This window comes from Arthrobacter glacialis (genome assembly GCF_002909415.1).
GTDB classification, from domain to species: Bacteria; Actinomycetota; Actinomycetes; order Actinomycetales; family Micrococcaceae; genus Specibacter; species Specibacter glacialis.
This window is the reverse complement of record NZ_PPXB01000001.1, coordinates 268783-283444: the sequence shown is the minus strand read 5'-3', so window position 1 is coordinate 283444 and position 14662 is coordinate 268783. Positions and strand designations below refer to the sequence as shown.

The 14662-nt window shown below is 63.6% G+C and carries 12 protein-coding genes; all 12 read left to right on the top strand.

The features are described 5' to 3' along the window. The first annotated feature begins 116 nt into the window (after window positions 1–116). The 12 genes from CVS28_RS01215 to CVS28_RS01160 all read left to right on the top strand — a co-directional run bounded on the left by CVS28_RS01215 (window position 117) and on the right by CVS28_RS01160 (window position 14611). Window positions 117–728, top strand: a complete 612-nt coding sequence (locus tag CVS28_RS01215; RefSeq protein ID WP_103480360.1) for a TetR/AcrR family transcriptional regulator — start codon at window positions 117–119, stop codon at window positions 726–728. A gap of 98 nt (window positions 729–826) precedes the next feature. Continuing rightward, complete coding sequence (locus CVS28_RS01210; RefSeq protein ID WP_103480359.1) at window positions 827–1792, top strand: AraC-like ligand-binding domain-containing protein; 966 nt, start codon at window positions 827–829, stop codon at window positions 1790–1792. 164 nt (window positions 1793–1956) lie between these two features. After that, complete coding sequence (locus tag CVS28_RS01205; RefSeq protein ID WP_103480358.1) at window positions 1957–3366, top strand: aldehyde dehydrogenase family protein; 1410 nt, start codon at window positions 1957–1959, stop codon at window positions 3364–3366. A gap of 191 nt (window positions 3367–3557) precedes the next feature. Then, complete coding sequence (locus CVS28_RS01200; protein ID WP_103480357.1) at window positions 3558–5060, top strand: APC family permease; 1503 nt, start codon at window positions 3558–3560, stop codon at window positions 5058–5060. 183 nt (window positions 5061–5243) lie between these two features. Then, window positions 5244–5972, top strand: coding sequence for an IclR family transcriptional regulator (locus CVS28_RS01195; RefSeq protein ID WP_103463935.1), 729 nt, complete (start codon window positions 5244–5246; stop codon window positions 5970–5972). Between the two features lie 589 nt (window positions 5973–6561). Then, window positions 6562–8034, top strand: a complete 1473-nt coding sequence (locus CVS28_RS01190; protein ID WP_103480356.1) for a fumarylacetoacetate hydrolase family protein — start codon at window positions 6562–6564, stop codon at window positions 8032–8034. After that, window positions 8031–8735: a GntR family transcriptional regulator gene (locus CVS28_RS01185; RefSeq protein WP_103480475.1), complete on the top strand. Its 705-nt coding sequence runs from the start codon at window positions 8031–8033 to the stop codon at window positions 8733–8735. The genes CVS28_RS01190 and CVS28_RS01185 overlap by 4 nt, the downstream gene beginning before the upstream one ends. 58 nt (window positions 8736–8793) lie before the next feature. Further along, window positions 8794–10287 carry a 5-carboxymethyl-2-hydroxymuconate semialdehyde dehydrogenase gene (gene hpaE / locus CVS28_RS01180; protein WP_103463933.1) on the top strand — a complete coding sequence of 498 codons (1494 nt, stop codon included), beginning with the start codon at window positions 8794–8796 and terminating at the stop codon, window positions 10285–10287. A gap of 48 nt (window positions 10288–10335) precedes the next feature. Then, window positions 10336–11433 (top strand): 3,4-dihydroxyphenylacetate 2,3-dioxygenase, encoded by a 1098-nt coding sequence (gene hpaD, locus CVS28_RS01175; protein WP_103463932.1) that lies wholly within the window; start codon window positions 10336–10338, stop codon window positions 11431–11433. A 56-nt stretch (window positions 11434–11489) separates the two neighbouring features. After that, on the top strand, window positions 11490–12275 hold the full coding sequence (hpaH, locus tag CVS28_RS01170; RefSeq protein WP_103463931.1) for a 2-oxo-hept-4-ene-1,7-dioate hydratase: 786 nt from the start codon (window positions 11490–11492) through the stop codon (window positions 12273–12275). Then, complete coding sequence (locus CVS28_RS01165; RefSeq protein WP_207797141.1) at window positions 12260–13069, top strand: HpcH/HpaI aldolase family protein; 810 nt, start codon at window positions 12260–12262, stop codon at window positions 13067–13069. The genes hpaH and CVS28_RS01165 overlap by 16 nt, the downstream gene beginning before the upstream one ends. Before the next feature lie 60 nt (window positions 13070–13129). After that, entirely contained in the window at window positions 13130–14611 is a 1482-nt protein-coding gene (locus tag CVS28_RS01160; RefSeq protein ID WP_103480354.1) for an NAD-dependent succinate-semialdehyde dehydrogenase, read from the top strand. The last annotated feature ends 51 nt before the right edge of the window (window positions 14612–14662 follow it).

The window sequence follows — 14662 nt, the reverse complement described above, 5'->3', positions numbered from 1 at the left end:
AAACCGGTCGTTCACGTTTTTTTATTCTATGGTTGTAGAGAATACACACACGTAAGATGCATCACAAGGGATCAAGCCATATCGCCCGGTCCGCACCGCCCGTCTGGAGAAATGAATTGCCGAAAATTGTCGACCATGACCAGCGGCGGCTCGAGCTGGTCGACGCCACCTGGCGCATCATTGCCCAGCACGGGATCGAGGGCGCCACCATGCGTGAGATCGCTGCGGAGGCAGGCTTTGCCAATGGTGCACTGAAGCCCTACTTCCCCACGAAGGACAGCCTCATCACCTTCGCGTTCGGGCACGTCTTCAATCGGACCAACCAGCGCATTGCGGAGCGGACCGCCGGAAAAGTGGGCATAGAGGCGCTGCACGGCTTCTGCCAGGAGGTGCTGCCGCTGGACGAGGACCGCATCAACGAGGCCCGGATTGTCATCCCCTTCTGGCAGAAAGCCCTCACTGATGCCACCAAGACCGAACTGCATGAATCATCCATGCACCAGTGGCGCGCCGGACTGCAAGTGCACCTGCGCCAGGCGCGAAGCAGGGGCGAAGTCACAGTACCAATCAAGGACGAGGACATCATCAACCAGCTGATGTGCATACTCTTGGGCGCCCAGATCATTGCCGCCATGTCACCCGGGGAACATTTGCCAGCCCAGTTGAACGCCCAGCTGGACGCGTACCTGCTGCTCCTGGACCCCGCCCACGCAATTGAGAGCCGGTAGTGGTAATTTTTATTCGCCGACTGTTGAAAATAAGTGACAGGGACCACATGAGTCACTAGAGTGGTGGAAAAGTGTTGCCCAACACAAGGGAATTTCGAATGAACTCCACACTTGAAACCGCCGACGGCGTGCAAACCGCCGTGGCCCATTCCTTTGCCGCATGGCACGACCTCATTTCCAAGTCGTTTGTGCCGCTGCACGTCCGCTCCAGCGACCCGGACCACTTTCACGGAAGGCTGCGCTCCCGGCTCCTCGACGAACTGTCCATCATTGAGGTGACGGCCACCGGTCACAGCGTGCACCGCACCCCGTCGCTCATTGCCAGTTCGGACCGTCTCTATTTCAAACTCAACCTGCAGCTGGCTGGCACCGGGATTCTGGTCCAGGACAACCGCGAAGCCGTCCTGCAACCTGGCGACCTTGCCGTGTATGACACCAGCCGCCCTTATACGCTGGCCTTCGAATCCGATTGCCGCACTCTGGTGTTGATGTTTCCCCACGATGCCCTCGACCTGCCGGCCGGTTCAGTGGGTCACCTGACAGCAACACGGATGGCCGCCGACAAGGGACTTGGACGGATGATCAGCCCCTTCATGACACAACTGGCAGACAACCTAGAAGTACTTTCCGGACCCAGCGGGCACCGCCTGGCCCACAACACCGTGGACCTTCTGAGCACACTGTTTGCGGCGGAACTGGACCAGGCAGAGCGCGGCCCCGGGCGCCCGCATGAGGAACTTCTGGGCAGGATCCGCCGTTTCATCGAGGCCAATCTGGCCGATCCGGACCTGTCCCCGGCAAGCGTCGCCTCCGCCCACTTCATCTCCACCCGGCACCTGCACAATGTTTTCCAGGAGGCAGGAACCACTGTGGCCCACTGGATCCGCACACGCCGGCTCGAGAATTGCCGGCGCGAGCTGCGCGCCCCCCTCCTGGCCCACCGCCCGGTCAGCACCATAGCCGCCCGTTGGGGATTCGTGGACGCGGCGCATTTTAGCCGCGTCTTCCGCGACGCCTTTGGCGAACCTCCCAGTACATATCGCCTGTCCAACAGTCGCGCCTGAAGGCAAAAACCGCTCGTTCCGCTGATCGGGCCTGCAGGTGTTCGCCTGGGGGCAACAGGTCTTCACGGATCGACAAGACCGGTGCCCGGATGGTCGGCAAGACTTGAATTATCACTGCAGCGCCCCCACCGGCGTTGCACTTACTGACCCGAACTGGAGCATCCATGGAAACGTACACTGACCTTCTCACGGCGATTACACCGGTCTCCGGCGAGACCAGGACCATGTTGGACCCCGCCACGGGCGAAATCGTCGGCGAGGCACCGGTCCATACGGTCGAGGATTTGGAACGTGCCATCGCTTCGGCAACTGCGGCCCAGCCGGCGTGGGCCGCTCTTGGCCATGAGGCACGCAGTGCCGTACTGCTCAAGGCGGCCGACGCCGTCGACCGCTCTGCCGAAGAACTCGCCCGCCTGCTCTCCCGCGAGCAGGGAAAGCCGCTGAACGGCCCGAACGCCCGCTTCGAGGTCGGCGCCTGCGCGGCCTGGCTGCGTGCCACCGCGGCAACCGAGCTGGCCGCCGAGACCGTGGTCGACGACGGGTCGACCCACGCCCAAATCCATTACCGGCCCATCGGTGTGGTCGGTGCCATCGGGCCCTGGAACTGGCCCATGATGATCACCATCTGGCAGATCGCTCCGGCCTTGCGCATGGGCAATGCCGTGGTCGTCAAACCCTCCGAGTACACCCCGCTAAGCGTACTGGCGCTGGTCCACGTGCTAAACCAGGAACTCCCCGAGGGCCTGCTTTCAGCCGTCAGCGGCGGCAGGGATGTTGGCGCCCGACTGGCCGAACACCCCGCGATCGGCAAGATCATGTTCACCGGTTCCACGGCAACGGGCAAGGCGATCATCAAGTCCTCGGCTGGCACGGTCAAGCGCCTGACCCTTGAGCTTGGTGGCAACGACGCCGGAATCGTCCTCCCGGACGCCGATCCCAAGGCCATCGCCGAGAACCTGTTCTGGGGTGCGTTCATCAACACCGGCCAGACCTGCGCGGCCCTGAAGCGCCTTTATGTCCACGAGGACATCTACGACGCCGTCTGCGAAGAACTCACGGCCGTGGCCGCCGCCATGCCCATGGGCGTGGGCCTGGACGAAAACAACATGCTCGGCCCACTGCAGAACAAGGCGCAATTGGACATCGTTGCCCGCCTCGTGGAGGCCGCCAAGGACTCGGGCGCACGTGTGCTGCTGGGCGGAAACCCGGAAACAGGACAGCCGGGCTACTTCTACCCCACCACGCTCGTGGCCGACATCGAGAACAACAATCCACTGGTTGCCGAGGAACAGTTCGGCCCGGCCCTGCCCATCATCCGGTACAGCTCCGTCGACGAGGCAGTGGCGATGGCCAACGGGCTCGACGTCGGACTCGGCGCCTCCGTTTGGTCCGCCGACCTTGACGCGGCCCGCAGTGTCGCGGCCCGCATCCAGGCCGGCACCGTCTGGATCAACTCGCACGGTGGCGTGGACCCCCGCATCCCCTTTGGCGGGGCAAAGCAGTCCGGCTACGGACTCGAATTCGGCGTCGAAGGCCTTAAAGCCCTAGGCGTGCCGCAGGTTATCAACGGCTAACAGCGCCATCTCAGCACGTCGGCGGGGGCCTTCACCATTTTGGTGGCGGCCCCCGCCTTGTCAGGCCCCGGTCCTTGTGGGCTCCGCGGAAGTCCTGCACGGTTAGTCAACGGCGGTGCCGCGAACAACAAGCCAGCATGTGTGATAGGTGACACACTCAAGACATCTTTATTCTCCCAATGGAGGTTTTAATGTCACAGGAAAAGACACTCCCGTCCACCGGCACCAACGCCGGCCACGGGACCGGCAAAGGACTCAGCAAGCGCACGCTCGGCGTGCCCGCCCTTGTCTGCATGATCATCGCAGCATCCGCGCCGTTGACGGTGGTGGCCGGAGGCATTCCCAGCAACTTCGCCGTCACCGGAAACGTCGGAATACCTCTTTCCTTCATCGTCCTCGGCGTTTGCCTGGCCCTGTTCGCCGTTGGCTACGCAGCCATGAGTGCCCATATCCGCAACGCCGGCGCCTTCTACGCCTACATTGCACAGGGCCTGGGCCGGGCCACCGGGGTCGGAGCCGCCTGGGTTGCGCTGATCTCCTACAACGCGATGCAGATCGGAATCTACGGCCTGTTCGGCTTTGCCGCGGCGTCCTTCGTCAATGCAAAGCTTGGACTCAACGTCCCGTGGTGGGCGGCGGCGCTCGTTGGCTTCGCCATTGTTGGCTGGCTGGGGATCAACAAGGTTGACCTGTCCGCCAAGATCATCGGCGTCCTCGTGGGGCTGGAATTTGTTGCCGTCATCGTTTTCGACGTGATCGCCCTCGCCGTGAGCCCGGAGGGTGTCAGCGGCGCCGGATTGGCGCCGTCGGACTTGTTCACCACCGGCGTCGGCGCAGCCTTGGCCTTTAGCATGGCGGCCTTCATGGGCTTTGAATCGGCCGCAATCTACAGCGAAGAGGCGAAGGATCCCGCCCGGTCCATCGCCCGGGCCACGTTCATTGCGGTTGGCATCATTTCCCTCTTCTACGCATTCTCCGCCTGGGCCATGACCATCGGCACAGGCCCCAGCCAGATCATTGGAGAATCACAAAAGTATGGTCCCGACTTGCTGTTCGCCTTCCTCTCCGGTCACGGCGCCGTGTTTGTCTCCGACATTGCCCAGGTCTTGTTCATTACGAGCCTGCTGGCCGCCCTGATCGCCTTCCATAATGCGGTGGCCCGGTATGTGTTCTCGCTGGGGCGCGAAAGCGTTCTGCCACGCAGATTTGCCCGCGTCAACGCACGGCACGCCCCGGTGGCCGGGTCGCTGACTCAGTCAGTACTGGCCCTGGTCATGCTGGCCGTGTTTGCCGTCGCCGGGATTGGATCCCCGCTCGGCGAGCTGTACCCCGTGCTCACCTTCTTCACGTGGCTGACGAACACCGCAGCCTTCGGCCTGGTGCTGCTCCTGGTCCTGATTTCGGTGGCCGTCATTGGCTACTTCCGCAAGCACGCGGCCGGGTACTCCCTGTGGACCCGGGTGATCGCGCCGACACTGTCGGCACTGACACTCGGTGCAGTGTTCGTGCTGATCGTGGTCAATTTCAATGTCCTGATCGGCTCCGATGGCAACTCGGCGCTCTCGTGGATCCTGCCGGCACTGGTGGTTGTGCCCGGCATTGCGGGGCTGTTCTGGGGCCTGAAGCTCAAGAGGGACCGCCCGGACATCTACCGTGGCATCGGCTACGGCGGGGCACCGGACACCTCCGCCTGAGATTTCGCTTAATGATGCGGAGGGGCTGCACGGTATCTGCCGTACGGCCCCTACGCAATTGCCCGCGCCCCACCTGTATGCCAGAGAATAAGTTCTATAATTCGATTGACGTTCCTAATACAGAACAATCAACGCCATGGCCGCAAGGGCAACCACTCTCCGGCGACTAAGAAGGATGACGACGTGAATTTAGATGCAGTAGACGGCCGCGAGGCGAAGGCCCCTGCCCATTCGCAAACCCTGTCACGCGGCATCCGCGCCCTGGAAATTCTGGCCGAGTCCCAATCCCCCATGACCATCGCCGAACTGTCCGATGCGCTGGGCGTGCATCGCTCCATTGCCTACCGGATACTGCGCACCCTCGAAGATCACTCACTGCTAATCAGGGACGACGCCGGCCGTGTCCAGGCCGGCCCGGGATTGGCAGCCCTGGCCCGCGGCGTCGCACGCGATCTGCAAACAGCGGCCCTTCCCGAGCTGACTGAGCTTGCCAACGAATTGTCCATGACGGCGTTCATTGCCGTCTGGGATCACCGCGATTCGGTGACCCTTCTGACAGTGGAGCCCCGCCATTCAGGGGCAACCCTGGCCCAGCGACCGGGCACGCGTCATTCCTTCAGCTCCGGCGCGCCCGGAATTGCCATCCAGTCCGCCATGAGTGAGGACGCGTGGGCGCGGCTGGCACCGGGCCTGCCCTACCGCCCCGAAGCGCGTGCCGCCCGGACCGCCGGTTTCGCCACGAGCCACGACGAAGTCCTTCCCGGAGTTTCTGCGATTGCCGCGCCCATCCACGTCCCCGGAGGCATGCCGGCAGCCATCTGTGTAGTCTTTCTGGGGTCCGGTGGCGATCCGAGCACCATCGGTGCGCGCCTCGTGGGCAGCGCGCGTGCTGTCGAGGCCCAACTCCAGTAAGTGGCCTGCACACCGAGCATGCACCGGGTATGACTGAGGGCCACCGGCCAACACACAGCGCCACATCAGACTCCGCGGAGCTGCCTCCAAGCGACCCTGCAGACATCCAAATGGGGCTGGATGTGGGGTTACTTTTAGGGCGTGGCGCATCATCTCAAGTTGCTCGCGGAATCATTCCAGTGTGGCTTGCCGCGGCCGCTGCCCGGGCCTTCATCTGCGCATGATGCGCAGCGCCAGCACCCCGGCGTGCGCATGACCCAAGTCCACTTCGGCTATGCGCCAACGGGGGTGCTGGCACTGCGCCACTGTCATTCCTGCGCAAGTGAAGAGGCCTGCAATGCGTATAGGCAAAGCCACCAGGGACATGCGCAAGTGAAGCCGCTGCCAACGCGCATGGGCAAAGCCGCCTGGGGCATGCGCAAGAGATTTCGCTAGCAATTCTCAACTGAGGCACCCGCCCCATTTCGCGAGCACTTTACATGAGCCTCGTCGTAGGGTTGACGTGACCGAGGTAACATGACTACGATGATTGTATACGATTTCGTATCTTATTCTCAGGGCCAGCAACCCACCATCCCAGGAGTGTTCCGTGGAACAAGTCACCGCAGCCACCGTCAAGCAGGCCGGCAAGGTCATCGCCGTCCATCTGGCGTACCAGTCGCGTGCCGACCAGCGCGGCCGCACCCCGGCCAAGCCTTCCTACTTCCTGAAGGCCTCATCGTCGTTGAGCCTGAGCGGCTCGGAGATCGAACGTCCTGCCGGCTGCGAGTTGCTCGCCTATGAGGGCGAGATCGCCCTTGTCATTGGCACTGCGGCACGCCGTGTCAGCCTCGACGACGCCTGGTCACATGTTGGGCATGTCACGGCAAGCAACGATCTTGGTGTGTATGACCTCAAATACGCGGACAAGGGTTCCAATGTACGGTCCAAGTCCGGCGACGGCTTCACCCCGTTCGGCCCGGCTCTCATCCCGGCGGACGCTGTTGACCCGGCGGACCTGCGCGTGCGGACCTGGCTCAACGGGAACCTGGTCCAGTCCGACACCACCGCCGGATTGATCTTCCCCTTCAGCCAGATCGTGGCCGACCTGTCTCAGCTCATGACGCTGGAACCAGGGGACGTGATCTTGACCGGGACTCCTGCCGGCTCCTCGGTTGCCGGCCCCGGAGATGTCATCGAGGTCGAAGTCGACGCCCCGGCCGCGGGGCTGAGCACAGGACGGCTACGCACCGCCGTCGTCCAGGGCACCGAAGAGCTGGCGGACTTCGGCAACAAACCCAAGACCACCGACGGCGACCGGGAGGAGGCCTGGGGCTCCGCCGAAGCCGCTGGTCTGGCACCAAAGGGCCTCAGCGCGGAGCTCAAGCGCAAGCTGACCAGCGTTGGCACGGCAACGCTCAGCGCCCAGTTGCGCCAGCGCGGCATGAACAACGTCAGCATCGACGGGCTCAAGTCCACCCGCCCGGAACTGCGGATCGCCGGCACCGCCCGCACCCTGCGCTACGTGCCCAACCGCGAGGACCTGTTCAAGGCCCATGGCGGCGGTTACAACGCCCAGAAACGCATCATCAACACGCTCAATGAGGGCGATGTGTTGGTCATGGAGGCCCGCGGCGAGCCCGGAACGGGAACTGTCGGGGACATCCTGGCCCTGCGCGCCCAGATCAAGGGCGCCGCGGCCATCGTGACCGACGGCGGTGTGCGCGACGTTGCCGCTGTGGCGGCATTGGACATGCCCACCTTTTTCACTGGCGCGCATCCGGCCGTTTTGGGCCGCAAGCACATTCCGTGGGACACGGACCTGACCATCTCCTGCGGTGGCGCCACCGTCCAGCCCGGGGACATCATCGTCGGCGACTCCGACGGGGTCCTCGTGATCCCGCCGTCGTTGGCAGAAGAGGTTGCAGACGCCGCCATCATCCAGGAACACGAGGAAACTTACATCGCTGAAATGGTCACCCAAGGCCACAGCGTCGAGGGCCTGTACCCGATGAATGCGGCGTGGAAGGCGAAGTTCGCCGAGTGGGCCGCCACGCATCCCAACCCGGCGGCGCAGCCGTGACCGAGCGGAACGCGGGCTCACCCTCGATCAGTAAGTCAGAGCAGGCGTACACCGCCATCAAAGCCAAAATTCTCGGCGGCGAGTTCACCCCGGGCTACCGGCTGGTGCTGGCCGCGCTGGCCGCAGATCTGGGCTGCAGCGTGGTACCGGTGCGCGAGGCCATCCGCCGGCTCGAGGCGGAAAATTTCGTGACATTTGAACGCAATGTCGGCGCCACGGTGGCCGGGATCGACCCGACGGAGTACCTGTATACGATGCAGACGCTGAGCATTGTGGAAGGCGCAGCCACAGCGTTGTCCGCCCCGTTGATTACGGCATCGGACATTACGCGCGCACGGGCCATCAACGCACAGATGCGCGAGTGTCTGAATAATTTTGACCCGGTCCGCTTCACGGCACTAAATCAGCAATTCCATAGCGTGTTGTTTGAGAACTGCCCGAACCCGCACATCCTGGACCTCGTCCACCGCGGTTGGAACCGGCTCCAGGCTCTGCGCTCATCCACGTTCAGTTATGTCCCGGGACGGGCCAGTGAATCCGTGGCCGAGCATGAAGGGCTGCTGCAAATACTCGAGAGCGGCGCCCCCGTCGAAGACATCGAACGGGCCGCCCGCGCCCACCGCGCATCCACTCTGGACGCCTATCTGGCCCGCAGCACTCCCGAACAACAGGCCCAAGGACCACTGGCCCTCTCCTACTAATGCAATCATCAACAACCCATCGCTGATCTCGGCAACGACGCAGAAAAGAGCATTCATCATGGCTGAGCACTACCTTCCGGACAACCTGCCCACCCACATCCAGCACTACATCGACGGCAAATTTGTCGATTCCGTTGGCGGGGAGACCTTTGACGTGCTGGACCCCGTCTCCAACGGCAACTACGCCACGGCCGCCGCCGGGCAAAAGGCTGACATCGACCTGGCCGTGGCCGCCGCCACCGAGGCCTTCAACAACGGCCCGTGGCCGCGGATGAAGCCACGTGAGCGCGCCCGCATCCTGAACAAGATCGCCGATGCCGTTGAGGCCCAGGAAGCGCGCCTGGCCGAACTGGAAACGTTCGACTCCGGCCTGCCAATCACCCAGGCTCGCGGCCAGGCTCTCCGAGCCGCGGAAAACTTCCGCTTCTTCGCAGACCTGATCGTTGCCCAGTTCGACGACGCCATGAAGGTCCCCGGCGCCCAGATCAACTACGTCAACCGCAAGCCGATCGGCGTTGCCGGACTCATTACGCCCTGGAACACGCCGTTCATGCTCGAGTCCTGGAAGCTCGCCCCGGCGCTGGCCTCCGGTTGCACAGTGGTGCTCAAGCCCGCCGAGTTCACCCCGCTGTCCGCCTCCTTGTGGGCCACCATCTTTGAAGAAGCTGGCCTGCCGCAGGGCGTCTTCAACCTGGTCAACGGACTTGGCGAAGAGGCCGGCGATTCGCTCGTCAAACACCCCGGCGTGCCGCTGATCTCCTTCACGGGTGAAACCACCACGGGTCAGACCATCTTCCGCAACGCCGCGACCGGACTTAAGGGCCTGTCCATGGAACTCGGCGGCAAGAGCCCCTGCGTGGTCTTCGCCGACGCCGATCTCGACGCCGCGATTGACTCCGCATTGTTCGGCGTCTTCTCCCTCAACGGCGAACGCTGCACTGCCGGGTCCCGCATCTTGGTGGAGCAGTCCATTTACGACGAATTCTGTGAAAAGTTCGCCGCACGGGCCAAGAACATTGTGGTGGGCGACCCCCACGACCCCAAGACCGAGGTGGGTGCGCTGGTTCACCCGGAGCACTACAACAAGGTCATGTCCTACGTGGAAATTGGCAAGACCGAGGGCCGCCTGCTTGCCGGCGGTGGCCGTCCCGAAGGCCTGGAGACCGGCAACTACGTCTCCCCCACCGTCTTCGCGGATGTCTTGCCCGAGGCTCGAATCTTCCAAGAGGAAATCTTCGGTCCCGTAGTCGCCATCACCCCGTTTGAGAACGACGACGAGGCGCTGGCTTTGGCGAACGGCGTCAAGTACGGCCTGGCTGCTTACATCTGGACGCAGAACCTCACCCGCGCCCACAACTTTTCCCAGAACGTCGAAGCCGGCATGGTGTGGTTGAACAGCCACAACGTCCGGGATCTGCGGACCCCGTTCGGCGGCGTCAAGGCTTCCGGCCTGGGACATGAGGGCGGCTTCCGCTCCATCGACTTCTACACGGACCAGCAGGCTGTGCACATCACCCTCGGCACGGTCCACACCCCCAAATTCGGCGCCTAACCCGCACCCCCACCCAGTTTTTCCGGTTTTTCCGCAAAGGAGCGAATCATGTCCAACGTCATCCCCAAGCCCTCCGTCCCGGCTCCCGATATCCTGCGCTGCGCGTACATGGAAATCGTGGTCACCGATCTGGCCAAGTCCCGTGCGTTCTACGTCGACCTTCTCGGCCTGCACGTGTCCTACGAGGACGACAAGCAGATCTACCTGCGCTCCTTCGAGGAGTTCATCCACCACAACCTGGTACTGACCCTCGGCCCGATCGCAGCGGTGGCAGCATTCTCCTACCGTGTGCGCTCCAACGCTGACGTCGACGCCGCCGAGGCCTATTACAAGGAACTGGGCTGCCGCACCGAGCGCCGCACCGAAGGCTTCGTGCGCGGCATCGGCGACTCTGTCCGCGTCGAGGATCCGCTGGGCTTCCCGTACGAGTTCTTCTTCGAGTCCACGCACGTCGAACGCCTGCACCAGCGCTACGACATCTATTCGGCCGGCGAGCTGGTCCGCCTGGACCACTTCAACCAGGTCACCCCCGATGTCCCGCGCGGCCGCAAGTACCTCGAGGACCTGGGCTTCCGCGTCACCGAGGACATCCAGGACGACCAGGGCGTCACCTACGCAGCCTGGATGCACCGCAAGGGCACCGTGCACGACACCGCCCTGACCGGCGGCGACGGCCCGCGCATGCACCACGTTGCCTTCTCCACCCACGAGAAGCACAACATCATCCAGATCTGCGACAAGATGGGCGCGCTGCGCATGTCCGACCGCATCGAGCGCGGCCCGGGACGCCATGGCGTCTCCAACGCGTTCTACCTCTACATCCTGGACCCGGATGACCACCGCATCGAGATCTACACCCAGGATTACTACACCGGTGACCCGGACAACCCGGTCATCACCTGGGACGTGCACGACAACCAGCGCCGCGACTGGTGGGGCAACCCGGTTGTACCGTCCTGGTACACCGAGGCCTCCCTGGTCCTTGACCTTGACGGCAAGCCGCAGGACGTCGTCAAGCGCACCCACTCCTCGGAGATGGAGGTGACCGTAGGTGCCGACGGCTTCTCCTACACCCGCGGGCCGGGCGACGCGATGACCGGCGATCCGGGCGAGGAAATCGGCTTCAAGATGGGCCACCAGCTCTAGATCCAAGGTCCTTCGCCGGTACTAGGATCTAAGCCTTTGATAATAGGAGACACACCATGCTTGATGACGCAACGATTGCCCGCATCGCCGATGAACTGGTCGATGCGGGCCGCACCCGGACGCCGATGCCGCGGCTGACGGCCCGTTACCCGGACATGACGGTGGAGGACTCCTACCGGGTCCAGAGTTTGTGGCGACAGCGATGTGAAGCATCCGGCCGGGTGCTGGGCGGTCACAAAATTGGCCTGACGTCCAAGGCCATGCAGTACGCCACGGGCATCACGGAGCCGGACTTCGGCATCATCTTCAAGGACATGATCCTGGAAAATGGGGCCACAATCGCATGGAAGCAGTATTCCCATCCACGCATCGAGGTGGAGCTGGCGTTCCTGCTCAAGGATGACATCAGTGGCCCGGACGCTACCATCTTCGATGTCCTCCGGGCCACCGAATATGTGGTTCCGGCACTGGAGATCCTCGATTCGCGGATCGAAATGGAGGGCCGGACCATCGTGGACACCATCAGCGACAATGCTGCCATGGGTGCCATGGTGGTAGGCGGAAATCCGGTAAAGCCGGACGCCCTGGACCTGCGCTGGATCTCGGCCATCCTGTATAAGAACCAAACAGTCGAGGAGACCGGGGTGGCGGCCGGGGTACTGAACCACCCGGCGTCGGGCGTGTCCTGGTTGGCCAACAAGATCGCCCCCCATGGGGAATCCCTCAAGGCCGGGGAACTCATTCTCGCCGGCTCCTTCACCCGCCCCATGTGGGTCCATGCAGGCGACACGGTGTTTGCCGACTACGGGCAGTTGGGGACCATCACATGCCAGTTCGAATAAATTCCGACCCGTCATTCAGGGACGCATTGGTCTCGGCCGACCGTCCCCTATCGGGCATGTGGGTGTGCTCGGGCAGCCCGCTAGTGGCCGAAATTTGTGCCGGCGCCGGTTTGGACTGGCTCCTGATCGACGCCGAACACAGCCCCAACGGTCTCGAGGGGATCCTCGCTCAGCTCCAAGCCGTACGCGGTTACCCCGTCACGGCCGTGGTGCGTCCGCCCGTTAACGACGCCGTGATCATCAAGCAATACCTTGATCTCGGCGCGCAGTCCCTCCTCATCCCCATGGTGCACACCGCCGACGAGGCTGCGGCTGCGGTATCATCTACCCGATACCCGCCTCTTGGCGTCCGCGGCGTGGGCTCGGCCCTGGCCCGTTCGGCCCGCTGGAACCGCATCCCGGACTACCTGGCCCACGCGTCCGAAACCATCACGGTGGTCGTCCAGATCGAGTCGGCGCAGGCCGTTGACAACGTGGCGGAGATTCTAGCCGTTGACGGGATCGACGCCGTCTTCATCGGCCCCTCGGACCTCGCCGCGTCCATGGGCGTGCTGGGACAGCAGGAACACCCTGACGTGGTGGCCGCCGTCGAACATTGCATCAACGCCGCCAAAGCCGCCGGCAAACCCGTGGGTGTCAACGCCTTTGCCGAGGCCACGGCGCGCCGCTACCTGGCGGCCGGTGTGGACTTCATCCTTGTAGGCGCGGATGTGGCACTGCTTGCGCGCGGCGGCGAAGCCCTTGCTGCCAAATATGTGCAGGCCCCCGGCACCGGCCCCACATCAAGCTACTGACCCGTCGATGGTTGAGCCCGTCGAAACCACCCTCTTTTCGATTTTTCAAGGAGCAAACGCATGACCATTACAGCTAGCCGAGAAGCGGAGCTGCTTGCTTCGGTCCCCACCGGGCTGCTTATCAACGGCCAATGGCGCGACGCCGCCGGCGGCAAGACCCTGGATGTCCACGATCCAGCCACCGGCCGCGTCCTGGCTTCCATCGCCGACGGCGGCAGCGAGGACGCCATCGCCGCCCTCGATGCTGCGTCCGCAGCCCAGGCCAGTTGGGCCCGGACAGCACCGCGCGTTCGGGGCGAGATCCTACGCAAGGCCTTCGAACTCGTCACCGCGCGGACCGAGGACTTCGCACTGCTCATGACGCTGGAAATGGGCAAGCCGCTGGCCGAGGCCCGCGGCGAGGTGGCCTACGGTGCCGAGTTCCTGCGCTGGTATTCAGAGGAAGCCGTGCGCGACTATGGCCGCTACCTCACCAGCCCCGAGGGCAAAAACAAGATTTTGGTCCAGCACAAGCCCGTGGGCCCGTGCCTGTTGATCACGCCGTGGAACTTCCCGCTGGCCATGGCCACGCGCAAGGTGGGCCCGGCCGTTGCGGCAGGCTGCACCATGGTGCTCAAATCTGCGAAACTGACACCGCTGACTGCCCAGCTGTTTGCGCAAGTCATGCAGGAGGCCGGGCTGCCCGACGGCGTACTGAACGTGGTCTCCGGCTCCAGCGCCGCGGCCATCTCGGGTCCGCTACTGAAGGATTCACGCCTCCGCAAAATTTCCTTCACCGGATCTACCGCCGTGGGCAAGAGCCTCATGGCCGACGCGACCGAAAACGTCTTGCGGACCTCCATGGAACTGGGCGGCAACGCCCCCTTCCTCGTTTTCGAGGACGCCGACCTGGAAAAGGCCGTTGACGGTGCCATGGCCGCCAAGATGCGCAACATGGGCGAAGCCTGCACGGCCGCCAATCGTTTCCTGGTCCACGCTTCAGTGGCCGCCGAATTCACGTCCAAGCTGGCCGCCCGCATCGGGGCCCTGACGGTGGGTCGAGGCACGGAGGGCGGCACCGACGTCGGCCCGATGATCGAGGAAAAGGCGCGCGCCGGCATCCATGCACTGGTCACCGCCGCCGTCGCCGAAGGTGCCACAATCTTGGCCGGTGGCGACGTCGTCGAGGGCGAAGGTTACTTCTACCAGCCCACCGTCCTGGGTAATGTGCCCAACGACGCCGCGATCCTGCAGCAGGAAATCTTTGGCCCGGTGGCCCCCGTGACCACATTCACCGACGAAGCTGATGCCATCAGGATCGCCAACTCCACCGAATACGGCTTGGCCGCCTACCTGTACACGCGGGACTTCTCCCGCCTGCTGCGGGTGAGCGAACAACTGGAATTCGGCATGGTGGGCTTCAATGCCGGCGTCATCTCCAACGCGGCCGCACCGTTTGGCGGGGTCAAGCACTCGGGCTTAGGCCGTGAAGGCGGCTCTGAAGGCATTGCTGAATACACCACTACCCAGTACATCGGCATCGCGGATCCGTACCAGGACTAGAACGCACGCCCCTTAAAGGCTGTGCCGTGCGGCCCCCGGCTTGACAGCCAG